Origin of the sequence: Rasiella sp. SM2506 (assembly GCF_050859505.1) — a bacterium.
Lineage (GTDB): Bacteria > Bacteroidota > Bacteroidia > Flavobacteriales > Flavobacteriaceae > Marinirhabdus.
This window is the reverse complement of the sequence record NZ_CP193934.1, coordinates 738,129-761,931: the sequence shown is the minus strand read 5'-3', so window position 1 is coordinate 761,931 and position 23,803 is coordinate 738,129. Positions and strand designations below refer to the sequence as shown.

The 23,803-nt window shown below is 37.4% G+C and carries 23 protein-coding genes and 1 tRNA gene; 11 read left to right on the top strand and 13 right to left on the bottom strand.

Annotated elements, in window-relative coordinates; all coding sequences use genetic code 11:
* Window position 1: 1 nt before the first annotated feature.
* Together ACQ2HF_RS03520 and ACQ2HF_RS03515 are read right to left on the bottom strand one after the other, a co-directional pair.
* A complete protein-coding gene (locus ACQ2HF_RS03520; RefSeq protein WP_432412141.1) occupies window positions 2-1,201 on the bottom strand; it encodes a DNA cytosine methyltransferase in 1,200 nt (399 codons plus the stop codon).
* Between the two features lie 33 nt (window positions 1,202-1,234).
* Complete coding sequence (locus tag ACQ2HF_RS03515; protein ID WP_432412140.1) at window positions 1,235-2,239, bottom strand: NAD(P)H-dependent glycerol-3-phosphate dehydrogenase; 1,005 nt, start codon at window positions 2,237-2,239, stop codon at window positions 1,235-1,237.
* Between the two features lie 239 nt (window positions 2,240-2,478).
* On the opposite strand from ACQ2HF_RS03515, the gene ACQ2HF_RS03510 reads away from it, so the two are divergent.
* Complete coding sequence (locus ACQ2HF_RS03510; RefSeq protein ID WP_432412139.1) at window positions 2,479-3,399, top strand: nicotinic acid mononucleotide adenyltransferase; 921 nt, start codon at window positions 2,479-2,481, stop codon at window positions 3,397-3,399.
* Window positions 3,400-3,525: 126 nt separating this feature from the next.
* On the opposite strand, the gene ACQ2HF_RS03505 is transcribed toward ACQ2HF_RS03510, so the two are convergent.
* The 5 genes from ACQ2HF_RS03505 to ACQ2HF_RS03485 all read right to left on the bottom strand — a co-directional run bounded on the left by ACQ2HF_RS03505 (window position 3,526) and on the right by ACQ2HF_RS03485 (window position 7,692).
* A complete protein-coding gene (locus ACQ2HF_RS03505; RefSeq protein WP_432412138.1) occupies window positions 3,526-4,263 on the bottom strand; it encodes a hypothetical protein in 738 nt (245 codons plus the stop codon).
* An 86-nt stretch (window positions 4,264-4,349) separates the two neighbouring features.
* Window positions 4,350-4,949 (bottom strand): nicotinate (nicotinamide) nucleotide adenylyltransferase, encoded by a 600-nt coding sequence (nadD, locus tag ACQ2HF_RS03500; RefSeq protein ID WP_432412137.1) that lies wholly within the window; start codon window positions 4,947-4,949, stop codon window positions 4,350-4,352.
* Window positions 4,930-5,544 carry a guanylate kinase gene (gmk, locus tag ACQ2HF_RS03495; RefSeq protein ID WP_432412136.1) on the bottom strand — a complete coding sequence of 205 codons (615 nt, stop codon included), beginning with the start codon at window positions 5,542-5,544 and terminating at the stop codon, window positions 4,930-4,932. The genes nadD and gmk overlap by 20 nt, the downstream gene beginning before the upstream one ends.
* A 158-nt stretch (window positions 5,545-5,702) precedes the next feature.
* The gene (locus tag ACQ2HF_RS03490) at window positions 5,703-6,560 is read right to left on the bottom strand and encodes a YicC/YloC family endoribonuclease (protein ID WP_432412135.1); all 858 of its coding nucleotides are present in this window, start codon (window positions 6,558-6,560) and stop codon (window positions 5,703-5,705) included.
* A 175-nt stretch (window positions 6,561-6,735) separates the two neighbouring features.
* The gene (locus tag ACQ2HF_RS03485) at window positions 6,736-7,692 is read right to left on the bottom strand and encodes a YheT family hydrolase (protein WP_432412134.1); all 957 of its coding nucleotides are present in this window, start codon (window positions 7,690-7,692) and stop codon (window positions 6,736-6,738) included.
* A gap of 101 nt (window positions 7,693-7,793) precedes the next feature.
* On the opposite strand from ACQ2HF_RS03485, the gene ACQ2HF_RS03480 reads away from it, so the two are divergent.
* Genes ACQ2HF_RS03480 through ACQ2HF_RS03470 form a run of 3 tightly spaced genes read left to right on the top strand, consistent with a single transcriptional unit; the run spans window position 7,794 to window position 9,796 of the window.
* Window positions 7,794-8,384, top strand: coding sequence for a TetR/AcrR family transcriptional regulator (locus ACQ2HF_RS03480; protein WP_432412133.1), 591 nt, complete (start codon window positions 7,794-7,796; stop codon window positions 8,382-8,384).
* A gap of 42 nt (window positions 8,385-8,426) precedes the next feature.
* Entirely contained in the window at window positions 8,427-9,290 is an 864-nt protein-coding gene (locus tag ACQ2HF_RS03475; RefSeq protein ID WP_432412132.1) for an alpha/beta hydrolase, read from the top strand.
* Window positions 9,291-9,319: 29 nt separating this feature from the next.
* Window positions 9,320-9,796, top strand: coding sequence for an acyl-CoA thioesterase (locus ACQ2HF_RS03470; RefSeq protein ID WP_432412131.1), 477 nt, complete (start codon window positions 9,320-9,322; stop codon window positions 9,794-9,796).
* An 80-nt stretch (window positions 9,797-9,876) separates the two neighbouring features.
* Here the strand turns inward: ACQ2HF_RS03470 and ACQ2HF_RS03465 are convergent, their stop codons facing one another.
* The 3 genes from ACQ2HF_RS03465 to ACQ2HF_RS03455 all read right to left on the bottom strand — a co-directional run bounded on the left by ACQ2HF_RS03465 (window position 9,877) and on the right by ACQ2HF_RS03455 (window position 11,696).
* Window positions 9,877-10,236: a SnoaL-like domain-containing protein gene (locus ACQ2HF_RS03465; RefSeq protein WP_432412130.1), complete on the bottom strand. Its 360-nt coding sequence runs from the start codon at window positions 10,234-10,236 to the stop codon at window positions 9,877-9,879.
* A 52-nt stretch (window positions 10,237-10,288) separates the two neighbouring features.
* Window positions 10,289-11,197 (bottom strand): DMT family transporter, encoded by a 909-nt coding sequence (locus tag ACQ2HF_RS03460; RefSeq protein ID WP_432412129.1) that lies wholly within the window; start codon window positions 11,195-11,197, stop codon window positions 10,289-10,291.
* A 139-nt stretch (window positions 11,198-11,336) separates the two neighbouring features.
* The gene (locus tag ACQ2HF_RS03455; RefSeq protein ID WP_432412128.1) at window positions 11,337-11,696 is read right to left on the bottom strand and encodes an arsenate reductase family protein; all 360 of its coding nucleotides are present in this window, start codon (window positions 11,694-11,696) and stop codon (window positions 11,337-11,339) included.
* Window positions 11,697-11,778: 82 nt separating this feature from the next.
* Here ACQ2HF_RS03455 and ACQ2HF_RS03450 point away from each other — a divergent pair, with 82 nt between their 5' ends.
* Window positions 11,779-12,234: a DinB family protein gene (locus ACQ2HF_RS03450; RefSeq protein ID WP_432412127.1), complete on the top strand. Its 456-nt coding sequence runs from the start codon at window positions 11,779-11,781 to the stop codon at window positions 12,232-12,234.
* A 107-nt stretch (window positions 12,235-12,341) separates the two neighbouring features.
* On the opposite strand, the gene ACQ2HF_RS03445 is transcribed toward ACQ2HF_RS03450, so the two are convergent.
* The gene (locus tag ACQ2HF_RS03445) at window positions 12,342-13,106 is read right to left on the bottom strand and encodes a DUF3298 domain-containing protein (RefSeq protein WP_432412126.1); all 765 of its coding nucleotides are present in this window, start codon (window positions 13,104-13,106) and stop codon (window positions 12,342-12,344) included.
* 252 nt (window positions 13,107-13,358) lie between these two features.
* Between ACQ2HF_RS03445 and ACQ2HF_RS03440 the strand changes: the two genes are divergently transcribed.
* The gene (locus ACQ2HF_RS03440; protein WP_432412125.1) at window positions 13,359-14,501 is read left to right on the top strand and encodes a cystathionine gamma-synthase; all 1,143 of its coding nucleotides are present in this window, start codon (window positions 13,359-13,361) and stop codon (window positions 14,499-14,501) included.
* A 132-nt stretch (window positions 14,502-14,633) separates the two neighbouring features.
* On the opposite strand, the gene ACQ2HF_RS03435 is transcribed toward ACQ2HF_RS03440, so the two are convergent.
* Window positions 14,634-15,446 carry a THC0290_0291 family protein gene (locus tag ACQ2HF_RS03435; RefSeq protein ID WP_432412124.1) on the bottom strand — a complete coding sequence of 271 codons (813 nt, stop codon included), beginning with the start codon at window positions 15,444-15,446 and terminating at the stop codon, window positions 14,634-14,636.
* A 164-nt stretch (window positions 15,447-15,610) separates the two neighbouring features.
* On the opposite strand from ACQ2HF_RS03435, the gene gdhA reads away from it, so the two are divergent.
* The 5 genes from gdhA (at window position 15,611) to ACQ2HF_RS03410 (ending at window position 22,670) form a co-directional block, all read left to right on the top strand.
* Window positions 15,611-16,954 carry an NADP-specific glutamate dehydrogenase gene (gene gdhA / locus ACQ2HF_RS03430; RefSeq protein WP_432412123.1) on the top strand — a complete coding sequence of 448 codons (1,344 nt, stop codon included), beginning with the start codon at window positions 15,611-15,613 and terminating at the stop codon, window positions 16,952-16,954.
* Between the two features lie 121 nt (window positions 16,955-17,075).
* Window positions 17,076-19,370 carry a two-component regulator propeller domain-containing protein gene (locus ACQ2HF_RS03425; protein WP_432412122.1) on the top strand — a complete coding sequence of 765 codons (2,295 nt, stop codon included), beginning with the start codon at window positions 17,076-17,078 and terminating at the stop codon, window positions 19,368-19,370.
* Complete coding sequence (gene recO, locus ACQ2HF_RS03420; RefSeq protein ID WP_432412121.1) at window positions 19,370-20,089, top strand: DNA repair protein RecO; 720 nt, start codon at window positions 19,370-19,372, stop codon at window positions 20,087-20,089. The genes ACQ2HF_RS03425 and recO overlap by 1 nt, the downstream gene beginning before the upstream one ends.
* Window positions 20,086-22,491 (top strand): TonB-dependent receptor, encoded by a 2,406-nt coding sequence (locus ACQ2HF_RS03415; RefSeq protein ID WP_432412120.1) that lies wholly within the window; start codon window positions 20,086-20,088, stop codon window positions 22,489-22,491. Before recO ends, ACQ2HF_RS03415 begins: the two co-directional genes overlap by 4 nt.
* Window positions 22,492-22,596: 105 nt before the next feature.
* A tRNA-Asn gene (locus ACQ2HF_RS03410) sits at window positions 22,597-22,670 on the top strand.
* 186 nt (window positions 22,671-22,856) lie between these two features.
* Here ACQ2HF_RS03410 and ACQ2HF_RS03405 read toward each other — a convergent pair.
* Window positions 22,857-23,795, bottom strand: a complete 939-nt coding sequence (locus tag ACQ2HF_RS03405) for an NAD-dependent epimerase/dehydratase family protein (RefSeq protein ID WP_432412119.1) — start codon at window positions 23,793-23,795, stop codon at window positions 22,857-22,859.
* Between the last annotated feature and the right edge of the window lie 8 nt (window positions 23,796-23,803).

The following is a 23,803-nucleotide window of genomic DNA, read 5'->3' as shown; positions in this document are numbered from 1 at the left end:
TTTATTGTGCAGTTTCTTCAAAAAGACGATTAATTCCAAATTTTTCTTCTAAATTATATTGAGTTAAATGTTTTTGAGAAATTAAAGAAGTAAATGAAGTTGGTATTGAAGGGTATTCAATTCCAGCAAAAGACTTTAGAACAGCTTCAAATATTATTTGAGCTCCTCTTGCTGGTACAGCCATCCCAATTTGCTTTCTTATACTTTCCTTGGTTCCATAGAATTTGAAGTTATCGGGAAAAGTTTGTAAGCGTGCTCTTTCTCTATTAGTTAAAGCTCTATTTTCCTCCCAATGATAAACATGTGTTCCTCCGCCACCACTTCCTGTAACTGTGTAAGAGGGTTTGTTAGGATCTAATCTTTTATAAATTTGACTAATTTTTGCGCCTTTTACATTTAATTGTAAATGTTTTGGGATGTCAGCTGTAAATGCATTTTCACCAGGTTTTATATATGATAATCTTTGCTTTACTGTTTCAGATTGATTAGTATATACATGGTTAAAGGCATTATCTGTTATCGGAGGATTTTCTATTGCATTTCTTGAAGTATTATCTATTTCGCTATAAATTTCTGGAGAAGGAACTTTGAAGGTTACATTGATATCATTACGAATCCCAATTATTATGATTCTATGCCTAGCTTGAGGTATTCCATATTTTTCGAATTTGTATAGATGAGGATATACTGAGTAACCTTCATTATGAAATTCATTAAGTATTTTCCCAAAAGCGTTACCATCATTTGAGTTCTTTAGCCCTCCAACATTCTCGGCTAAAAACCATTGTGGTTTAAATTTTCTTACTGCTTTAACACAATAACTATATAAAGGTCCATATACTCCGTCCATCCCCTTTTGTTCTCCGACAATACTAAAATCATTACATGGAAATCCAAAGCTAAGTGCATTAGCTTGAGATAGCTTCATCAACTTGTTAAAATCTAATTTTCGAATATCTGCACATACGACTGTGTTTTCTTCTTCAGCAATATTTTGCCTATATGTTTCACAAGTATCTCGATCATAATCTGTAGCCCAAGCATGTTCTATCCTAAAATTTGGATTATTTATATTGCTTTGAGTGGCAGCTAAACCTAAGCCTCCAGGACCACAGAAAAGTTCTCCCAATTGAAAAATAGCCATTAGTTTTAAATTATTAAATTCATCACAAGATAAACAAATAACTTGGAAATATTCCAAACGCCAGATTTTTTATAAAAAAAATATAAACAATTAATCCAACATATCAGTCAATTTCTTCATGACATTTTTTGGATCTTTCCCTTCGTATAAAATGCTGTAGACGGCATCAATAATAGGAGTTTTGGCGCTTTTTTTCTTTTTGGCTTTATTGAGCTCGTAGGCACTTTTGGTGGCATAATAGCCTTCGGCCACCATGTTCATTTCCATTTGAGCACTTTTAACGGTATAGCCTTTACCTATCATATTTCCAAAGAGACGGTTTCGGCTAAAGGTAGAATAACCGGTTACTAACAAATCTCCCAGATAGGCAGAGTCGTTAATGTCGCGCTTCATTTTATGCACTTTTTTTACGTAGCGTTTCATCTCCCGTATGGCATTACTCATTAACACACTCTGAAAGTTGTCTCCATATCCCAAACCGTGTGCAATACCTGCGGCTAGGGCGTATATATTTTTCAACATGGCAGCATATTCGGTACCTATTACATCGTCGCTGGTGGTACATTTTATGTAATCACAGCGCAAAGCATTGGCAACAACTTCAGCTTTTTTATCGTCGGCACTTGCAATGGTTAAGTAAGAGAGACGTTCCAGGGCTACTTCTTCGGCATGGCAAGGCCCCGTAATAACACCTATGTTTTTAAAAGGAATTTTATAATGGGTGTAAAAATGATCTCCCACAATCAGGCTGGTTTCAGGAACGATTCCTTTAATGGCAGAGAAGATAATTTTGTCTTTTAGGGATTCGGTTAATTGAGCTAATTCTGTATAAATAAATGCCGAAGGAATTACAAAAACAAGATAATCTGCATAGGCCACCAGTTCATTTATATCGTTACTTAATTTTAATTTCTTTGGGTCAAATTCAACCGAAGACAAGTAATTAGGGTTATGCTGTTCTTTATTAATGTGTTCCACCGCATAAACGCTACGCATATACCAACCTACTTCGTCTAAATTTTCGCAAAGCATTTTTACAATGGCTGTGGCCCAGCTTCCGCCGCCAAAAACTGCAAATTTTGGTTGGTTAATCATGAGGTTATTGAGTTTATTTTTTAATTAAATGTAGGTTTCGACTTTAGTTCATCCTGAGCCTGTCGATGGGCTCAACCTGACAAATCAATGGTATAGTTTGCAGAAGTTCAAAAATACGGAAAATTAAATTCTACGTAAAACACTGGTATTCAATTTAATAAAACTTTGGCACGCTTTTAGATTTTCAGCTATGGTGAATCGCTTCAGATTTTTTTGTCTGAAACATAAAAAGAACGGTTATGAAGATACTAAAATTAATTTTCGGTTTTGCCCTTTTGGCAACAGTGTTTACTTCTTGTTATGTAGAAGAAACGGTCGTAGTAACAGATCCTTATATAGATCCTGTTTCATCCATTTCGTTAAACCAATTATTAAACTCTTATGAGTTGTGGTATGTGGATATTAATCGTTCAAATGCTTCGGGACAAATTCCTTTTATGCAAATAGCGTTTACGCTATCTTTTAGAAACGGAGAGGTGTTAGCCAACAATAATCTAGTGGGTATTGGCGACCAAGGGTATGGCTTCGGAATAGACGTTGGATATTATGATGCCTACGATTTTGTATTAGACATCAGTCACGACTTAGACGGGTTTAACACTTTTGACGTTACCCAATTAAGCGATACTGAAATAGAACTTTACAATCCAGGCTCTGGTTTGCGGTATGTATTGGTAGGCTATCAACGCAGCAATTTCGATTATAATTTGTTATTCTATGAGAACATCCATTATTTCGTACAGGAATATGCTGCTTGGGAAAAATTAGCTGCCGAAGGTGGTACACCCAACGAATTTGACAACGAAAATTTTCTTCAGTTTTTACCTGGAGGTGGCGATGGGAATTTCCGAAGCTCACAAGACCCAGTAGGAAGTGATATCTATAATTTGTATTGGGATTATACGGGGGTTTTTAATGTAAACGATGTGACAGGTACTAATTACCTGAAATATTTAACATTGGATTATGATTACCTGGGCAATGAATACTTTGAGTTGAACGTTATCAATGACAACACAATAGAATTATTTCATGAAACCTCAGGAACTGTGTATACGTTTAGAGGAAGAGGTTATATTCAGAATAAAGCAGGAAGAGGAAAGTTAAGAATTCCTAAGGCTACCATAGAGCAGCAAATGAAGAAAATTGCTTCGCTATAATTTTTAGCTACGCTAGAAATCACTCACCACTTTTGGTATAGGAGTGTGATTTAAAAATAATTAATAATTTTTTGGTTGGTTATGACCGCCCAGAGGTTCGATCTTGAACTGAAGGGCGGTTTTTGTTTATTTGGAAGTAACCGTTACAGGTTTTAAGATTTCAGCTTCACTTTTATTATACGTGCTATATACTTTCCCTTTATAATACCAAGTTGAACTTCCTGGTTCGCCGTTAAATCTAGTAAACGTATATACAGCCGTATTTGTAGCTGGATCTATTGTAAATGTACCTATAGACGGACTGGAATATTTTTTGTCATAATCACTGTATTCAGAAGTGGTTACTTGATATTCAAAATCTGATATTTTTTCCCATGACGATCGTTGTTCTAAACTTGGAGTAACGCTGGTTTTAAAATTTCCGCCGTTAAAAAAAGATAATTGCGGATAATATACTTGCCCATAATAATCGTCTTTTGCTACCCAATATCCTACAACGTGTGCTTCTTTATCACCTATAGTTTCACTGTATTTTGCTTTTACAGGACTTAGTGTACCACACAATTTATTAGACTCTTTATTATATGCTTCAATAACAACATTAATTTCATCTTCGGTCATTTGCGCAGCTTGCTGGCTTTTTTTTATAGTGTTGCCATCAACAGTATAGGCTTCTTGACTGGCATCGCATGCGAGTTTGAAATATTTGGCACAAAGGCCAGCAGGTGTGGCAACATCCCAGCTTTGTGCAGTAGCTGCCATTTGCTTGTATTTTTTAGCTTTTGCTGCTTCGTCTGGACATTGAGAAAACCCAATAGATGACGTTAGTATTAGAGTTGCTAAAAGGAAGCTGTATTTTTTCATGAAAAATAGAGTTATAAATTGAATGTGTAATAACGTACAATTTATAGGTTATAAAAATACCCGCTACAGGGTATATTGTAAGGTGGTCACTTATAAAAATTCATCTCGTCCAAATACTCCCAAACATTCTGAGGAAGCATAGGGCGAATGTTTTTACCATTTTTAATTGCCTTTCGGATAAAGGTGGAAGACAATTCCATAATAGGAGCAGCAACTTTAGTAATTGAATTGGATTCTAAAACTGAAGCTGAAACTTTTACTTCACCAGAAATTCTTGGATATACATAAATAGGGTAGCGTTCCAAAATCACTTCATAATTTTTCCATTTATGAAGACTCTTTAAATTGTCTTCACCCATAATCAAACAGAATTGCTGCTCTGGGTATTTTTCTTGTAGAACCACTAGCGTATTTACCGTATAATTAGGCTGCGGCAGGTCGAATTCTATTTTACTGGATTTAATTTTTGGATACTGTTCCAAAGCAATATCTACCATGGCAATACGGTGATGATTATCTAGCAGCGTGCTTTTCTTTTTATGCGGATTGTGTGGCGTTACTACCATCCACACTTCGTCCAAACCTCCAAATTCTACCATGTGGTTGGCAATAGTAAGATGCCCAACATGAATAGGGTTGAAGGTGCCAAAATAGAGGCCTATTTTTTTATTCTTCTTCAGAGACATCCTTAAAAATAGGTTTTGCAATATGTTCTGCCACGAGTCTCTCGGCTTCTTCTAGCGCGTGTTCCAAGGTGTCATTTAGGATGATAAAATCGAAACGGGGAGCGGTTGCCATTTCTACGCTTGCTTTTGCAATACGCATATTTATTTTTTCTTCGCTTTCAGTAGAGCGTTTTTTTAATCTTATTTTCAATTCTTCTACACTAGGAGGCTTTATAAATACAGCCAAGGTGCGTTCTGGATATTTTTTTTTAATTCGTAAACCGCCCACGACATCAATATCAAAAATAACATTCTTTCCCATCGCCCAGATGCGTTCTATTTCGCTGTGAAGGGTTCCGTAAAAATTGTCACGATATACTTCCTCCCATTCTAAAAATTCCTCGTTTTTCATTTTGTGCTTGAAATCGTGTAGTGAAAGAAAATAATAATCTTTTCCATGGACTTCTTTGCCGCGAGGTGAGCGGGAGGTCGCTGAAACTGAAAATTCAAGATTTAAATCGTCATTGCGTAATAAATGTCTCACAATAGTAGTTTTCCCACTACCTGAAGGTGCTGAGAACACTATTAATTTTCCTCCTTTTTTTTCTTTTGTCATGGTATTCAAATTGTTACACTGAGCATAGTCGAAGTGTACTTTTATATATAATTAGAAATGTAGTTTTATAAAACGTAATCCCTTAAAACGTTTTGTGGAATATGTTTTATGGCAATCCGTATACTTACTATTCTACTGCGCTAAGATTTATATTTGTTTTACAATACATTCAACGCTTGTTCCTTAATCTTTTCCAATTCGTCTTTCATTTGAACGACCAATTGTTGCATAGGAGCAAAGTTGCTTTTGGAGCCAATGGTATTAATTTCACGGCCAATTTCCTGAGTGATAAAGGCTAGTTTTTTTCCGTTGGAATCGTTGGAATTAATAGCTTCTCTAAAATAGTTGAGGTGATTCTCAAGGCGTACTTTCTCTTCGGTGATGTCGTATTTTTCCAGATAGTAGATAAGTTCCTGCTCAAAACGATTTTCGTCTACTTTTTCTTTCAATTCGCTTACGGCGGTTCGCAGGCGTTCTTTTACATTGTCTATTCTGCTTGCGTCTATGGTGAGTACTTCTTTAAGAAGGCTTTCGATAGTAGCAACCCTTTCTAAAAAATCTTGTTTTAAAACAGCACCTTCGTCGCTGCGGTAGGTGTTTATTTCTTTTAATGCTTCTTTTACAGCTATTAAAATTTCAGCAAACTCATTATCATCAATTTCTTCGCGTTCGGTTTTAAGAGAGTCCGGCATGCGTATCGCCATTTTTAGCAATTCGGTTTCGTCTCCATTTACAACGTTTTTTAATTGCGAAATATATTCTTTTACCACGACTTCATTTACCTTAGAATTGGTTGCTTCGCCCGTCATTTCTATAAATAGATTAAAATCTATTTTTCCTCTGGTGAGCGATTTTGAAAGTATATTTCTAATCTGAAGTTCCTTTTCACGATACGAAGAAGGCACCCGTGCGTTCAAGTCAAGGCTCTTGCTATTAAGCGATTTTATTTCTACCGTAATTTTTTTGGTAGGAAGCTGTATCACGTGCTTCCCGTACCCAGTCATAGATTGAATCATAATTCACGAATTTGGTGCAAAGATACGCATTTCAATACCCTTTGCTACGTCACTTTGGATTGCCTTTTTGTCTAACTATTTGTTGAGGTGTATTTTAATGGCTAGCGATTTACTAAAAAATATTTCTTTAAACAGAAAAGCTATTTTCACCCAATCAAATAAAAGGTTTTGCTCGTTATTTATTTATAAACTGAAGTGTTCTTTTTTCTGAATAATACACTTTATTTGTTACATGAAATCCTACGTGACCACCGTGCTTGGGACTTTCTAGATAGATGTTTTTGTGATGTTTTGCAATATCAAAAGGGTAGCATTCTGGGGATAAAAAACTATCGTTTGCTGCGTTTAGGATAAGCACCGGAATTTTAATATTGGGTAAGTATTGGAGGCTACTGCTTTTTTCGTAATAATCGTACGCATCCTGAAAACCATGTGCTTTCGCAGTATACAGAGTATCAAAATCCAGCAAATTCTGAATTTTCTTAAGCTCTTCAGAATTCATGGCATCAGGAAACTGGTTCATTTTGCGTTTGTACTTTTTACGCAGGTCATTAATAAAAGTCTTACTGTAAACCATATTCTCTGGTTTAACAAGCTGTTCCAAAGCGCCTCGTAAATATAAGGGCGTAGAGATGGCTACGCCGTTTTTTATTTGCTGTGGAACATGGTTTCTTTCGCCAAGATATTTGAGTATTACATTTCCGCCAAGACTAAAGCCTATTAAACAAATAGTATCATATTTGTGATATTGTATTACATGGTCTATGAGTTCTTCTAAATCTTCAGTTCTACCAGAATTATAAGACAGATACAGTCTGTTTTCTTCGCCACTACACCCCCTATGATTCATAGCCGCAACATCCCAGCCATTTTCTACCAGCATTTTAGCTTGCCCTTTAATATACACCCGCTGTGCATCGCCTTCCAGACCGTGAAGTAAAATAGCGACTTTGGTGTCTTTTTTTTCTGAAAACGACCAATCTATATCTATAAAATCGCCATCGCTTAACTCTAATCGTTTCCGTTCTTGAATAACTTTAGGAATAGGGCGCAGTTTAGCCGAATAAATAGTAGAAAAGTGACCGCTTTTAAAAAGGCCTTTTGCTTTAAATGTTGAAGAGATTATGGGCATTAAATGACTGCTAAAATAATTTGAGATACACAGTTGCGAATATACAAATGAAAATTTTGTTAATACTACTCTAATTTAGATACCAATCGGTATCTTTGTATATGCGAAACGCAGTAACCACCAGAGAATTAATCTTAAAAGAAAGCGCTAACCTGTTTAATACGCAGGGATACAAGGCTACTTCAATTAGCGACATTACGAAGGCAACGGGGCTAACCAAAGGTGCCATTTACCGTCATTTTGAAAGTAAGAGCGATCTCGAGCAACAAGCATTGGGTAGTTTAGGAAAGTTAATGTTTACGGAGTTAGGGCAGTCTATACAAGAGGCACCTACGTTTAAGTTAAAGATGGATGCCACTTTTGCTTTTTTTGAAAAATATATGCATACGCCTTTATACAAAGGAGGATGCCCATTAATGAATGCTGCTATTGAAGCAGATGATACCAATAATGCACTAAGACAACAGACTTTTAATATGTTAGCACAATTAAAGGCTTCTTTGGGAAAAATAATAGACAATGGAATTAAAAATGGGCAGGTAATGGCTTCGGTGAACTCAGGTTTTTACGCTACTATTTTTATAGCCACTCTTGAAGGCGGTATTATGATGAGTAAACTGGAACGTAATACAGAAGCTATTTCCAATACCATTGTACACTTAAAGAAATTAGTTGAGGAAATATCGAAGTAAAAAAATTTAAATTTAAAGATACCGATTGGTATCTATTTGGTTATGAAACAGATAGTAATGAAATTATTAGGGAGATGTATCAACGTTACGGCGATACTATTTCCAAAATGGAGTACAGAGTTTGCCTTTACACTTTTTTGTAAGGTGAGACCTGTAGGTATTTCAGAAAATGGGAAACAGTTTTTGGCAAAAGCTACCACCACATTTTTGGAGATAGAGGGTCATTCTGCTGTACTGCATCGTTGGGGAAATGGATCAAAAAACGTGTTGTTTTTACATGGATGGATGAGCCATAGTAAACGTTGGCAAACCTATATTGATAGGTTTAATTTAAATGAATATTCACTATATTCTCTAGATGCCCCAGGTCATGGTATGGCAACGGGCAATCACTTAAATCTCGAAATTTATAGAAAAGCTATTGTTCAGTCCATTGAAAAAGCAGGGACTATAGACACCTTAATTTCTCATAGTTTAGGTGGTCTTGTAGTAGCCTATAGTTATTTGAATGATAAAACCTTGCCAGTGAAAAGCTTTGTGATTATGGGGTCACCTTCGGGGATGGATGTTATTTTTGGCTATTTTCAGAAATTGTTGGGAACTTCGGAAAGAGTGATGCGTAATTTAGAAGCAAAGGCAAATTCAATTTTAAAAATCCCACACCAAGAGATTTTTATGGAAAATTTTTTTAGTAATGTAAAAAAACCTGTCCTGGTAATACATGAAAAAACCGATACCATAACTCCTTTTAAACCAATTGAGAAAGCGCTTCAACAGAATAAAAATATAGAAACGTTATTTACCGAAGGTCTCAATCACGATTTAAAAAGTGAAGAGGTATATGACAAAGTTGTAGCCTATATTCAGAATGGACCGGTTAAAATAAAACGAAGTCAATCGGCATAATTACCCCCACTTAAATTAAAAGACACACTATGTATACGAAACAATTCGAAGTACGATGGAACGATATAGACGCGAACCGTCATTTGGCCAACAGCGCCTATATTAATTATATGAGCCATACGCGCCTTAGTTTTATGCTTGAAAACGGCTTTGGGCAATCGAAAATGGTAGAACACGAGATAGGACCCGTAGTTTTCTATGAACACATGTTTTATTTCAAGGAAGTGTTTCCTGGTAAGCCTATTTCGGTTAGCTTACAATTGAAAGGCCTTAGTGAAGATGGACGTTACTTTTCTTTCGAACATAATTTTTATGATCATAAAGGACGTAACCTTGCACGTTGTGAAATGATGGGTGGGTGGATCGATTTAAAAACGCGTAAACTTCGCGAACTACCGGAAGATCTTTATAAAAATCTTGATAGCTTAGATCGTACAGCTGATTTTTACGTGATTACTAAGGAGGATACCAGAAAGCACGGGGAGGTGCCACAACATTTGGTTTAGCATTTTAGGCCCTTCGGTACAATTTTAAAAAGGGCGATCAAACAAAGTTTGACCGCTCTTTTTAAAATTGTATCGAAGCCTTACGTATTATAAAAAAACTGCTCTTTCACAATTTTCCCGTCCTTTACTTCATATACACCTAGTTCCTGCATAATGCTTCGTTGGCCACTTGGTTTGTGTGTAATATCCATTTCGTGACGTACGCTAAACCAATTATCTGCAATGGTTGGCTGGCTGGTTTTAGCGCTGTGTACTTCAAAATTTTCGCGCCACCATTCGCCTTTTTTGGCTATTTCGTCCATGCCCTTGGCTATTTGGTTTTCGCTGCCTTCCATTTCTACGCTCACAATGTTAGGACTGTAGAGTTGTTCGTAGCATTTATGTTCTTCTCCGGCGTTGCACCATTTTACAAGGTTGTTTGCAATTTCTTCAGTTTTCATGGGTATCGTATTAAAAGTTAGGGCTTTAAAGATACATTTTTCTGTGTAATTTTTAAGTTACCTTTTTGTTTGGAGAACGTTTTTTCTTCCGGGTTGCAAGAAAAACACCAGTAAATATGAAGACGGCAGCCAGAATTCTAATGGGAGTGAGCGAATCTGCACCAACCATAATGGCAAAAGCCACAGCGATTAAGGGTTGCAAATACATAAATACCCCTATTACAGCAGGGCTCAATTGCTTTAACGCATAAATATTGAAGAGATACGTTAGTACCGTAGTTCCTATCACCACAAATATAAGCTTCCAAATAGCCGAAAATTCTAACGTCAACCATCCTACTTCAGAAAACTCTGAAAAGCCAATGGGGATATTTATCAAGAATGCAAATAAAAATAAATACTTCATCAAAGTAATAGAATTGTACTTGGCGACTAAGGGCTTTACGAGAATAAGGTAAAAAGCGTACGAGGTTGCGTTCACAATAAACAGTAAATTTCCTAATGGAATGTTGGGTGCATTAGGCTGTGTTTTTGCTCCAAAAAGAACAAGCCCCAAAGCGCCGGCAAGTCCCAAAGAAATCCCTGCAGCTTTCAACCAGGTGATTCGTTCTTTTAAGATAAATGCTGAAAGTATAAGTAATAATACTGGAGAGATGGTAATAACAACACTACTATTTATAGGAGTAGATAGCTCTAATCCCTTAAAAAACATATTCATGTTTATCACCATTCCAAAAATAGCGCAGCCAATAATCCGAAACCAATCTTTACGGTCTATTTTTTCTGAAGGATACAAGAAACTAATAAGCCAAAAAACAAGCGCGGCACCACTTACTCGCAGCAAAATAAACCCGTGAGGACTAATTATAGTGGGCATTAAACCCTTGGCGATGGTATGATTTATACCATAAATTGAACTAGCAGCAGTTGCGGCAAGTAAAGCGAGTATTCTTGGGTTCAATAGAGAGAATGTTAAGCGTGCAAAGGTAACGGTTAATGGAAGATTTTTACAACTTGAAGTTTATGAGTCTTACAGTACAAATTAGGCTCATATCATCTGAAAAACAAATCTATTACAAGGTACTTAGAATCTTTAGCAATTAAACATCTCCGTGTATGGACTTCTTAGCAGCTTCTACTGTTTTTTTACTGTTGCCTATAAAAATCTCGTCATTGTTTACAATTACAGGACGTTTTAAAAAGGTATAATGTTCAATAATGAGATTTAGGTAGTCTTCTTCAAGCAGTTTCTTGTCCTTCAACTTTCGGTCTTTATACAGACGGGCTCTTTTATTGAAAAGTGCTTCGTAGCTATCGGTCAAATTAAAGAGTTCTTCCACTTCATCTTCGGTTATGCCTTGTGTTTTTAAATCTTGAGTGATGAATGATTGGGGAATTTTAATTTCATCCATAATTCGGTTACACGTATCGCAGGTGCTTAAATAATATACCTTTTTCATGTTGTTTATTTTTGAGGATCTTCCTTGCAAAATAAGGTTATTTAGAAGAGTATTTCCTGTATTTTAGAGCAAAATTAACGTTATGAACTTCAGTTTGGATATTACTTTAAAGACCAGAAAAATAATGTATCATTTTTTAGACACGCTGTCTTTGGAGCAACTCAATACAATCCCCAAAGGGTTTACTAATAACGTTTTCTGGAATGTTAAACACTGCATTGTGGTGCACCAAATGTTGGTATACGGACTCTCAAACCTGCCATTGCATATTTCTGCAGAAGAGGTCGCAGGCTATAAAAAAGGAACAAAACCAGAAGGTGATGTGAGTGAAGTTGAAGTTGAGATTTGTAAAAAACAATTATTCGATTTGCTGAAACAAACAGAAATAGACCTGGCCAACAAAGCATTTACAACCTATAAAGAATACACTGTAACCACAAATACTACCTTAACAAACGTCCAACAAGCGATAGAATTTAACAACTTTCACGAAGGGATTCACTTGGGGTACGCCATGGCATTGATGAAATGTATTTGAATTGCAAAAGTTTACTTTAAGTAGACTGTCCGCCAGTATTAAACGTTTGTGCTGCCGCTATTATAGTACAGGTATTTGAAAGGTAATTATTGTATTTAAAGGGACGCTTACTCTACCGAAATTTTCAGCATTTCTTTTACTTCAGAAATAGGGATTTCTACTTCGATTGGCCCAGCAGCGTACGAAGCAATTTCGTATTGATTGTAGTAAAGTGTTACAAATTCTTTTGATATTCCGAAGGTTTCAGGAAGGTAAAAGGCATCCTCTTCAAACCAAAATCCGGTGGAGTTAATGGCGTCACTTTCTGGAATCTCGTTTTGTCTTTTGAATAATTTTTCAGCCAATGCTTCAAAAGCCGAAACATCTCTAAATACATCCTCGTAATATAATTGCGCTCCGGATTTTGGATCGAAATTTTTATACACAACAGATCCATACCCATGTGCGCCACCTGTGTAAAGGTAGTTTCGGCAACTTACCGAAAGCAGTTCTTTGGTGTTGAAATTTTGAAGCACCGTAATTTCTGCAAAATATTCAGCTGAAAGACCTGGAAATTCGGCGCTATGGGTTCGGTATAGCTGGATAAAATCCTGCATCGCTCTTTCAATGGTTGGCGCATCACTTCCGTTTTCGTCTTCTCCTACGTATAAGGACTGGATAATAAAATTTGTGATTTCAGCATTTATCTTTTCCGAAGCACCCGCATTGCCATTCACGGTAAAATATTCTATATCTATAGAAGGGCAACTTACATTTTTACATTCGGCTAAGGTTTCCGAATCTTTCGTGATGGATTGGGTTTCAAGCGCTTTTCGGCAACTAGTAGTGAAAACTACTAAAGCGATTAAAAGGAAATATAGTTTGTTATTCATATCACAAAATTACGACAGTTTTTTGAGTACCAAAGGAAACGCATACTTTTGATGTTTATTGACTACTTTAGACTTAAGACAGCGGTGCAACAAGATACACCGTTGAACCAAGACTTTTTAGTACCAGTGTTTTTTTAAATACACAGCAAAATCAAATTGTAAACTCTTGGTTCGTGTTTTAAAAAAAATGCCAAGCGCAGAGGACGAGCGTCAATAGGATACTTAAAGTATAAACTTTTAAAGTGAAAAAAGATGAAATTCAATACAAAAACAATCCATGGGGGTCAACATGAGGTAGACCCGGCATATGGTTCGGTTATGCCACCTATCTACCAGACCTCTACCTATTCACAAACTACCCCAGGGGGTCACAAGGGCTTCGAGTATTCCCGAAGCGGCAATCCAACAAGAGCTGCTCTGGAGCGTTCTTTGGCAAGTATTGAAAATGGAAACTTTGGAATTGCCTTTGGTAGCGGTCTTGCTGCCATTGATGCTGTAATGAAACTATTAAAACCCGGGGACGAAGTAATTTCTACAAACGATTTGTATGGCGGAAGTTACCGTCTCTTCACGCGTATTTTTGAAGGCTTTGGTATCAAGTTCCATTTTATTGGAATGCAAAATGCAGAAAATATCGAAAACTATATAAACGATAAAACAAAACTTATCTGGGTAGAAACACCAACAAACCCCATGATGAATATTATAGATATTAAAACAGCTGCAAGCCTAGCCAAAAAACACGCCGTTTTATTGGCTGTAGATAATACGTTTGCAACACCTTACTTGCAACAACCTTTAGATTTGGGAGCAGATATCGTGATGCATAGTGCTACTAAGTATCTTGGAGGACACAGTGATGTGGTGCTGGGTGCTTTAGTGGTGAAGGACGAAAAATTAGCAACCAGGCTATATTTTATTCAGAATGCGAGTGGTGCTGTTTGTGGTCCACAAGACAGTTTTCTGGTGCTGCGAGGGATTAAAACATTGCATTTACGTGTACAGCGACATTGTGAAAACGGGAAGGCAATTGCCAACTACCTGAAAAAACATCCTAAAATTGAAAAAGTATATTGGCCAGGTTTTGAGGACCACCCCAATCACCATATTGCCAAAGTACAGATGAAAGATTTTGGGGGGATGCTTTCTTTTGTCACTAAAGGGAATGATTATAACGAAGCAATTAGCATTGTTGAAAACCTAAAAATATTTACTCTTGCCGAAAGTTTGGGTGGGGTAGAATCGCTGGCTGGACATCCAGCTTCTATGACGCACGCAAGTATCCCTAAAGAGGAGCGTGAAAAAACAGGCGTGGTGGATAGTTTAATTAGATTGTCTGTAGGCATTGAAGATATAGACGATTTAATCGCAGATCTGGAGCAGGCTATTGGGTAGCTTCAATAGAATAAAAGTGTATAGCTTTTTTTGATTCAGCCAGTTAGCTCAGGTTTTCAGACTCATTTTTAACAAAAAAAACGGCGGTGAAATTAATTTCACCGCCGTTTTGTAGTTATAATTTTCTGGTATTTAATCGATATAGTAGATATAGCCAATATTTAGCCAGTACATCCATTCGTTTGCTTTGTTCTCGGGTACGGGTCTTGTGCCGTTATTTTCTAATGATGGGTTTAACCCGTCTATATAGTCTGTAAAATAGAAGGTCCATCTACCATCCAGCATTAAATCGCTCAAAGGAGTTAGTTTATAACGTATCCCTACGCTTCCTACAACAGCCCAAGTAGAACCTCCTTCTTGTTGAAACGCATTTCTATACTTTTCTGGAGTGGTAGCCAAAGGGCCGCCAACAATATTTAATTCACCTAACTCAGAGTATAGCTCTGGATCATACGCTACATAATGTGCGCCTAAGCTAATAAAAGGTGCTATTTTATAGGCACCGGCAGCGAAATCTCTAATGCTTAGAGGGAAATATTCTATTTGTGAACCAATTTCAATAACAGTTGTTTTTCCTTTCATAGCGCGTAACTGATCTGCGAACTGTCCTTGTTGGTCTGGATCTACCCAGCGTCCAAAGTGTTCTAAATTGGTTACGTGATAATCTATTTCGTTACGTAGCTTAAAGTGATCATTAAAATAGGTGTCCCTGGTATAACAGTTACAGTCTGCTCTATATGAAAAGTTGAGGTAATGAATGAGCCCAACACCAAACCCAATATTACCGGAATTGGTTTCAAAGTCATTACGTTGCCCAAAGTCTGAGAACAAGGCAACGGGCCCTGTAATAACTCCTACTTCATGGGAAAAACCAAATTGGCTATAAACTCCTTGACTAATAGTAGTTAAGAAGAGAAATACCAATAGCAATTTCTTGGCATTCATTGTGTTTAGGTTTAGATTGAGACGTAACAAATATATAAAAACATATCTAACAGTAAAATATAAACATGACATTTAGCTTAAAGCTGAAAAAAAGCAATGATATTTTAGATATGTCTTATATTTGCACCTTATAAACGAAATCACCCTCATTAAAGTATTATAAAATGAAACAAAGCATAAAAGATTTCATTTCTGAAGTAGAAAAAAGAAATCCAAACGAACCTGAATTTATCCAAGCTGTAACCGAAGTGGCCGAAACGGTCATCCCGTTTATAGAGGAAAACGAAGCATACCAAGGTAAGAAATTGCTGGAGCGTATGGTGGAGCCAGAGCGCACTATTTTGTTTAGAGTAGCGTGGACTGATGATAATAAAGAAATACAGGTAAACAGAGGGTACAGAATTGAATTTAACTCTGCAATTGGACCTTATAAAGGTGGATTGCGTTTTCATCCTTCGGTAAATTTAAGTATTCTTAAATTTTTAGGTTTCGAACAAACATTCAAAAATAGCTTGACTACCTTACCAATGGGTGGCGGTAAAGGAGGAAGTGACTTCGATCCAAAAGGAAAAAGTGATGCAGAGGTAATGCGTTTTTGCCAAAGCTTTATGACAGAGTTGTCAAGACACATTGGTCCAAATACAGATGTACCTGCGGGTGACATTGGTGTAGGAGGTCGTGAGATTGGCTATATGTTTGGGCAATACAAACGAATAAGAAACGAATTTACTGGCGTACTAACCGGAAAAGGTATGTCTTACGGAGGTTCATTAATCCGTCCAGAGGCTACGGGTTATGGGAATGTATACTTTGCAAAAAACATGCTTGCTACCAAAGGCGAAAGCTTTAAAGGGAAAACAGTAGTAATTTCAGGATCTGGAAATGTGGCCCAATATGCTGCAGAAAAGGCAATGGAATTTGGAGGTAAAGTAGTTACTATGTCAGATTCTGGCGGCTATATTTATGATGCCGAAGGTATTAATACAGAAAAGCTTGCTTTTGTAATGGAGCTGAAAAATGTAAAGCGTGGTAGAATTAGTGAGTATGTAGCTAAATATCCTTCAGCAAAATATCATGAAGGAAAACGCCCTTGGGGAGAAAAATGTGATATTGCGTTGCCGTGTGCTACCCAAAACGAATTGGATAAAGAAGAAGCAAAAACACTTGTAGATAATGGATGTATGTGTGTGAGCGAAGGAGCAAATATGCCTACTACACCAGATGCAGTTGAGGTGTTTCAAAAGGCAAAGATTTTATTCGCACCAGGAAAGGCATCTAACGCAGGAGGTGTATCAACTTCAGGATTGGAGATGAGCCAAAACTCCTTACGCCTTAATTGGACTGCGCAGGAAGTAGACGAAAAATTACATACCATTATGAACGATATTCATTCAGCTTGCGTTAAATACGGTAAAGATGGTGACGGTCACGTAGATTATGTAAAAGGAGCAAACGTAGCAGGTTTTGTAAAAGTTGCAGACGCTATGTTGGCGCAAGGGGTAGTATAAAGACTATTCAAAATAACTTTGAAAAGGCTATCCCATTAAAAGATAGCCTTTTTTTTACACCATTTTTCCTGCAATAAATACTATTTTAGCGTGTTATAGTTTCTGAACATTTTCAGCATTTATGAAGTACTTTTTCTTTTTTTTCACATTATTGGTTGGTGTTGTAACTGGTACAGCTCAAAATTTTGAAGACGAATGGACTGGGCATTTTTCCTATGTATCTATCCAGGCTATTTCCCAAGGGAATGATAAAATATATGCGGCGGCAGAGAATGCAGTGTTTTCTTACGATTTGTCTACGCAGGAAATTGAAACTATTTCAACTATCAACGGACTTTCTGGGGCGCTTATCTCTACATTATATTATAGTGAAAATTTCAACGTATTGGTTATTGGGTATGAAAGTGGCTTAATTGAAATTATTTCAGATGGGGACGAAGATGTCCTTACCGTAGTAGATATTTTAAATAAACCTACCATTCCGCCAGATAGAAAAAAAATAAATCAGTTTAACGAATTCGACGGGAATCTTTATATAGCCGCTCAATTTGGAATTTCGGTGTTCGATCTTGCAACTTTAGAATTTGGAGATACCTATTTTATAGGAGATGGAGGAGCGCAAATCAATATTACAGCAACTGCAGTGCTTGAGCCGTATATTTATGCCTCTACTTCTGAAAATGGAATACGCCGTGCATTGGTAGCAGCAGATAATTTGATAGATTTTAATCAATGGGGCCAGCTTGCAGGAGGTGGTTACTTGGGGCTTGTAAAGGCAGGAAACCAGATTTACACGGCGAATTCCAATTTATTGTATTCGGTCGTGGGTGGCTTAGCCGTGGTAGATAATATTGGCGGAACCATTCGGGAAATTAATGGTCAAAACGATTTTATAAATATAACCACATTCAGCTCTGTAAGAACGTATGATCAAAATCTTTCAATCGTTGGGAGTGCTTCATCAATAAACGGGGTGGATGCATACGAATTGCTCACGGGTTTCTCTCACGATAACTTTTTGTATTTGGGCACCAGAGAACAGGGGCTATTTCAGATACCTTTTGGAGATACTAATGCAAACAACATCTTGCCAGATGGTCCTTTGTTTAACAGTAGTTTTTCTATAGATGCTTCTCCGGGACAGGTTTGGGTTAATTTTGGAGATGTTACGGTAAATTTTGACCCATTTCCCTTGACTAAAAAAGGGATAAGCAATTTACGCGAAGGCGAATGGACTAATATTTCTTATGAGGAATTAACCGAAACCTTGGGAAAGGAAGCTAATGACCTTGTGAGAGTGCAGATTAATCCGAACAACCCCAACCAGGTGTATATGTCATCATTTCAAAAAGGAATCTTGCAAATTGATGATCAAAACCCATCCAAGCTATTTGATGAATCCAACTCATCCCTAAGTATTACCGATGATAATCCAGCTTTCGGAATACGGGTTTTTGGAATCGATTTTGATTCGCAAGGAAATCTGTGGGGTGTGCAAGCTAAAGACGAAGCAGGACTCATTAAAATCACTCCTGAAGGGCAATTACAGCAAGTAGATATATCGGACGTATTCAATTTTGACAGGCCTCCACTAGCGCTGGGTGAAGTAGAAACCACACGTGAAAATTTTGTTTTTTTCACCGCAAATAATGATGGTTTAATTGGATATAACCCGGCAACGGGTCAATTCAATAAAATTGGACAAAACCTGGGTAATGGAAACTTACCTAATAGCAATGTCTTAGCACTGGCCACCGATAATAATAATAGACTCTGGATTGGTACAAGATCTGGCCTTAGAGTTTTATTTAATCCAGGAAGTTTTTTTGATGAAAATGCCAATACAGATGCCCAGGCCATTATTATTCTTGAAGAAGGCGTCCCACAAGAACTCTTGTTTGAACTAGTTATTACAGATATTGAAGTAGACGGCTCTAACAACAAATGGATCTCTACCGCATCATCTGGAGTGTTTTATCTCTCCCCCAACGGACAGGAGACTTTATTACAGTTTAATAAAGATAATTCTCCTTTGCCTTCAAATAACGTACAGGACATTGCTATAGATAGCTTTACAGGGGTCGTTTATTTTGCGACTGTCAATGGTTTGGTGGCATTTAATGGTACCTCTACGGCGCCTCGGGATAACTTGGATAATGTATATGCTTTTCCAAATCCTGTAAGGCCACAGTTCACAGGGAATGTTACCATAGATGGCCTTACTGCAAACGCTAATGTGAAAATTACAGATATATCAGGTAATCTAGTTTTCGAAACTACAAGTGAGGGAGGAAGTGTTTTATGGGACACCACAGCATTTGGTAAGTACAGGGTGGCCTCGGGAGTATATTTGGTTATTATAACAGGTGAAGGCGCTCTGGAAACTAAAGTCACCAAAATTATGGTCGTGCGCTAATGGTAGTTGCCACAGAGGCCATCGTATTACACACGTTAAAATATGCCGAAGCAGATGTGATCGCACACTGCTACACCTTAAGCGATGGTCGTAAAAGCTATATGCTACGTCGTATCTTAAAATCTAAAAAAGGTGCATTAAAAATCTCACTATTTCAACCACTCACTCAGTTAGAAATTATTGCCAACCATAAGAATAAAGGCACTTTGGAAAGTATTCGTGAGGCAAAAGTGCTGTATCCTTATAAAACACTACACACAGATGTTGTAAAAGGGTCTGTAGTACTTTTTTTATCTGAAGTTTTAAAGGATGCCATTCAAGAAGAAGAGGCTAATAGTGCTTTGTATCATTATATTTCCAGTGCCTTTATTTTCTTAGATGCTTTAGAAGATTTCGCTAATTTTCATATTTATTTTTTACTGAATCTAACGCAGTATTTAGGGTTTTATCCAGAGGTAACTGATGAAAAACACCTGTACTTCAACTTATTAGAAGGTACTTTCCAGGAAAAGTCAAGCAATGGCTATTGTGAAAAAGGCTCACACGTAGAGGCATTGAGGCAATTTTTCGGCATAAAAATTGATGCAATTCCACAAATAAAATTAAATAAAACAACACGACTTGAAGTGCTTCATTTGTTGATACGTTATTATCAAATACATCTACACGGCTTCAGAAAACCAAAATCCTTACCAATCCTTAACCAACTTTTTCAATGACTTTACGATTATCCTTAACCGTTGTAGCCTTATTATTTTTCATCTCACTTTCCGCTCAAATTATCACCGTAAAAGATCAAACCACCAATATTCCAGTTTCTGGAGTTGCAGTTTACAATGCTAGTAAATCCAAGTCTGGCGTTACAGATTTTGATGGGAAGGTAGATATTTCAGCGTTTACTGCTTCAGAAGAAATCATCTTTAAACATATCTCTCACTTAGAATATAAAGTACTAAAAAGCCAGATTGCCAATGGCACTGTTTTATTGAAAGAAGATGCTAGTACTCTGGATGAGGTGGTATTATCTGTCTCAAAATTTGGACAAAAAAAACGTGATATTCCACAACAAGTATTGAGTATTACCAGCGAGGATGTACTATTCAGTAATCCACAAACCGCAGCAGATTTGCTAGAGAGTAGCGGGCAGGTGTATATTCAAAAGAGTCAGTTAGGTGGTGGAAGCCCATTAATTCGGGGTTTTTCTACCAATAGATTGCTTATAGCAGTAGATGGTGTTCGATTTAACACGGCAATTTTTCGCGGTGGAAACGTTCAAAATGTAATTTCTATTGATCCCTTTGCTATTGAGCGGACCGAGGTAATTCTTGGGCCAGGTTCAGTCCCTTACGGAAGTGATGCCGTAGGAGGTGTCATGAATTTTTATACTAAAAGACCCAAGTTTTCTTTTGAAGATGGTGTGGCTATTTCAGGAAGTGGAACGGCAAGATATGCTACAGCAAACAATGAAAAAACAGGACATTTCGATTTTAATGTTGGCTTAAAGGAGTGGGCGTTTTTAACCAGCGTAACCTATAGCGATTTTGACGACCTACGCATGGGAAGCAACGGTCCAGACGATTATTTGCGCAATGAATATGTTGAAATTATAAATGGAGTAGATACCGTAGTAGATAATGACAATCCGCTTGTACAGCGCCCTACTGGCTACAACCAGATAAACACCATGCAAAAGGTGCGATATATGCCCTCAGACAAATGGGATTTTAACTTAGGACTTTTCTATACAACCACAAGCGATTATCCAAGATACGATAGGTTAATTCGTAAGCAAGGTGGCGAGCTTCGATCAGCAGAGTGGTATTATGGACCGCAAGAGTGGATGTCCGGAAATCTACAGGCAAGAAATACGGCTTATAATAATGGTATCTTCGATGAAAGTATAGCTACCATTTCTTTCCAACGATTTAAAGAAAGTCGAAATGATAGAGATTTTGGAGATTCTATTTTATTTCAAACTGAAGAAAAAGTAAATGCGTACACCGCGGCTTGGGATTTTGAAAAGGACTGGGACAAAACAAAATTGAATTATGGTGTAGAATATGTATATAACCAAGTGAACAGTGTAGGGCAACAAACAGATATTGATACTGGAACCAGTGCCCCAGACGCATCTAGATATCCAGACGGCAGTACCTGGCAATCTATTGCGGGGTATGCGAGTTTACAATCTAAGTTTACAGAAACACTATCATTTCAAGGAGGCTTGCGATACAATCATATCCTGATAGATGCCACGTTTGATGACCAGTTTTTTGATTTTCCTTTTTCTGAAGCCAACATAAGTACAGGTGCGGTAACAGGAAGTGCTGGTCTTGCTTGGCAAGCCAGTGATATTTTGGGGTGGAAACTCAATTTTGGAACCGCTTTTAGAGCACCAAATATTGATGATGTAGGGAAGATTTTTGAAAGTGAGCCAGGAAGTGTAGTCGTGCCGAACCCAGACCTAAAACCAGAGTATGCATACAATGGTGAGTTGGGAGCAACCCTTACCTTTAGCGATGTAGTAAAACTGGATATGGCAATTTTTTATACCGTATTAGAAGACGCATTGGTACGCCGGGATTTTAACTTAAATGGTGAAACAGAAATTGAGTATCAGGGTGAATTAAGCAATGTACAGGCCATTCAGAATGCAGCTAAAGCCGAAATATATGGTTTTGAAGTAGGGATGGAGGTTAACTTCACAAAAGACTTGCAGTTAACATCCCATTATAATATTACCGACGGATTTTCTGAAGAAGACGATGGTACAAAAGCTCCCAGCCGGCACATTGCGCCCCAGTTTGGGAACAGTCACTTAATCTACCAATGGAAAAAATTAAAGCTTGACGCTTTTGCAGAATATAACAGCCAATTCGATTTTGAAGATTTAGCACCTAGCCAGCAAAACAATGCTTTTTTATATGCCACAGATACGAATGGTAATCCATTTGCGCCAAACTGGTATACTTTAAATTTTGGCGCCCAGTACAAAATATCTGAAGCACTACGAGTAAATGCAGTCCTGGAAAACATTACAGACCAGCGATATAGACCCTACAGTAGCGGTATTAGCGCTGCGGGTAGAAATTTAATTGTTGCAGCGAGCTATACCTTTTAAGAAGGAAAATTTTAAAAAAATTAATGACTTGTTTTGCATACTTAAAAAATAGATTATATTTGCAACCGCTAAAAGGGTAACACCTTTTAATTTTCTATATGAAATTCTCCCTTAGCTCAGTTGGTTAGAGCATCTGACTGTTAATCAGAGGGTCCTTGGTTCGAGCCCAAGAGGGAGAGCGAAAAGAAGCCTTCACAGCAATGTGAGGGCTTTTTTTATGCAATCAATCTAACTGTCCCAGCGAAAATATATCTTTATTTCAAATGCTATAACGCATTAAAGGGTGTTTAAAAATACTGTCCAAAAAAAGTCCTTACTCAAGTAAGGACTTTTTAAATATAGCTTTCTAAACTATAAGAAAATAATTACCCCAAATTCTCCAACATAATCTTAGTCATTTCATCTAGCTCTATTTCGTGTTTCCAGCCCCAGTCTTCACGTGCCTTCGTATCGTCAATGCTCTGTGGCCAAGAGTCTGCAATAGCTTGTCTAAAATCTGGCTCGTAGGAAATTTGGAAGTCCTTTTGTTGTTTTCTAATGCTTGCCGTAATGTCTTCAGGATTAAAACTCATAGCAGCGAGATTGTACGAATTTCTGATCTTTACTTTTTCTGAAGGCGCCTCCATAATTCCTATAGTTGCTCGTATGGCATCGTCCATAAACATCATAGGTAAGGTCGTTTCAGCATTTAAAAAGCAGATGTATTTATTATGTTTTACCGCTTTATGGTAAATATCTACGGCATAATCTGTCGTGCCCCCACCAGGTAAGGTTTTATAACTTATTAAACCAGGGTATCTAATACTCCGTACGTCTACTCCATATTTATTAAAGTAATACTCACACCAGCGTTCGCCAGTTTGCTTGCTTATTCCGTAGACGGTGCTAGGCTCCATAATAGTGTGCTGTGGGGTTTCGGTTTGTGGAGTTGTGGGACCAAAAACGGCAATACTGGAAGGCCAGAATATTTTATCAATTTTCCCTTCTTTGGCCAAATTGAGCACATTAAAAAGCGAATTCATGTTTAGATTCCATCCACGCATCGGGAATTTCTCGGCCGTAGCAGAGAGCATGGCAGCCATTAAATATACATCGGTAATTTCGTGTTTAATCACTACATCTTGTACGGCATTGTAATCCATGGCATCCAGCACTTCAAAAGGTCCCGCTTCCATCATTTCTGTATCACCTTCGCGGATATCACTTGCAATTACTTTATGGGACGCATATTGTTTTCTAAGGGTTGCGGTAAGCTCGGTTCCAATTTGCCCGCAGGCGCCTATGATGAGGATTCTTTTTTTCATAACAAATA

Coding starts and splice junctions, on each gene's coding strand:
- ACQ2HF_RS03415 (WP_432412120.1), top strand. CDS start 20,086: ATGACTTTACGATTATCCTTAACCGTTGTAGCCTTATTATTTTTCATC.
- ACQ2HF_RS03425 (WP_432412122.1), top strand. CDS start 17,076: ATGAAGTACTTTTTCTTTTTTTTCACATTATTGGTTGGTGTTGTAACT.
- ACQ2HF_RS03510 (WP_432412139.1), top strand. CDS start 2,479: ATGAAGATACTAAAATTAATTTTCGGTTTTGCCCTTTTGGCAACAGTG.
- ACQ2HF_RS03405 (WP_432412119.1), bottom strand. CDS start 23,795: ATGAAAAAAAGAATCCTCATCATAGGCGCCTGCGGGCAAATTGGAACC.
- gmk (WP_432412136.1), bottom strand. CDS start 5,544: ATGACAAAAGAAAAAAAAGGAGGAAAATTAATAGTGTTCTCAGCACCT.
- ACQ2HF_RS03450 (WP_432412127.1), top strand. CDS start 11,779: ATGAACTTCAGTTTGGATATTACTTTAAAGACCAGAAAAATAATGTAT.
- ACQ2HF_RS03445 (WP_432412126.1), bottom strand. CDS start 13,106: ATGAATAACAAACTATATTTCCTTTTAATCGCTTTAGTAGTTTTCACT.
- gdhA (WP_432412123.1), top strand. CDS start 15,611: ATGAAACAAAGCATAAAAGATTTCATTTCTGAAGTAGAAAAAAGAAAT.
- recO (WP_432412121.1), top strand. CDS start 19,370: ATGGTAGTTGCCACAGAGGCCATCGTATTACACACGTTAAAATATGCC.
- ACQ2HF_RS03470 (WP_432412131.1), top strand. CDS start 9,320: ATGTATACGAAACAATTCGAAGTACGATGGAACGATATAGACGCGAAC.
- ACQ2HF_RS03455 (WP_432412128.1), bottom strand. CDS start 11,696: ATGAAAAAGGTATATTATTTAAGCACCTGCGATACGTGTAACCGAATT.
- ACQ2HF_RS03515 (WP_432412140.1), bottom strand. CDS start 2,239: ATGATTAACCAACCAAAATTTGCAGTTTTTGGCGGCGGAAGCTGGGCC.
- ACQ2HF_RS03475 (WP_432412132.1), top strand. CDS start 8,427: ATGAAACAGATAGTAATGAAATTATTAGGGAGATGTATCAACGTTACG.
- ACQ2HF_RS03485 (WP_432412134.1), bottom strand. CDS start 7,692: ATGCCCATAATCTCTTCAACATTTAAAGCAAAAGGCCTTTTTAAAAGC.
- ACQ2HF_RS03505 (WP_432412138.1), bottom strand. CDS start 4,263: ATGAAAAAATACAGCTTCCTTTTAGCAACTCTAATACTAACGTCATCT.
- ACQ2HF_RS03465 (WP_432412130.1), bottom strand. CDS start 10,236: ATGAAAACTGAAGAAATTGCAAACAACCTTGTAAAATGGTGCAACGCC.
- ACQ2HF_RS03435 (WP_432412124.1), bottom strand. CDS start 15,446: ATGAATGCCAAGAAATTGCTATTGGTATTTCTCTTCTTAACTACTATT.
- ACQ2HF_RS03440 (WP_432412125.1), top strand. CDS start 13,359: ATGAAATTCAATACAAAAACAATCCATGGGGGTCAACATGAGGTAGAC.
- ACQ2HF_RS03480 (WP_432412133.1), top strand. CDS start 7,794: ATGCGAAACGCAGTAACCACCAGAGAATTAATCTTAAAAGAAAGCGCT.
- ACQ2HF_RS03490 (WP_432412135.1), bottom strand. CDS start 6,560: ATGATTCAATCTATGACTGGGTACGGGAAGCACGTGATACAGCTTCCT.
- nadD (WP_432412137.1), bottom strand. CDS start 4,949: ATGTCTCTGAAGAAGAATAAAAAAATAGGCCTCTATTTTGGCACCTTC.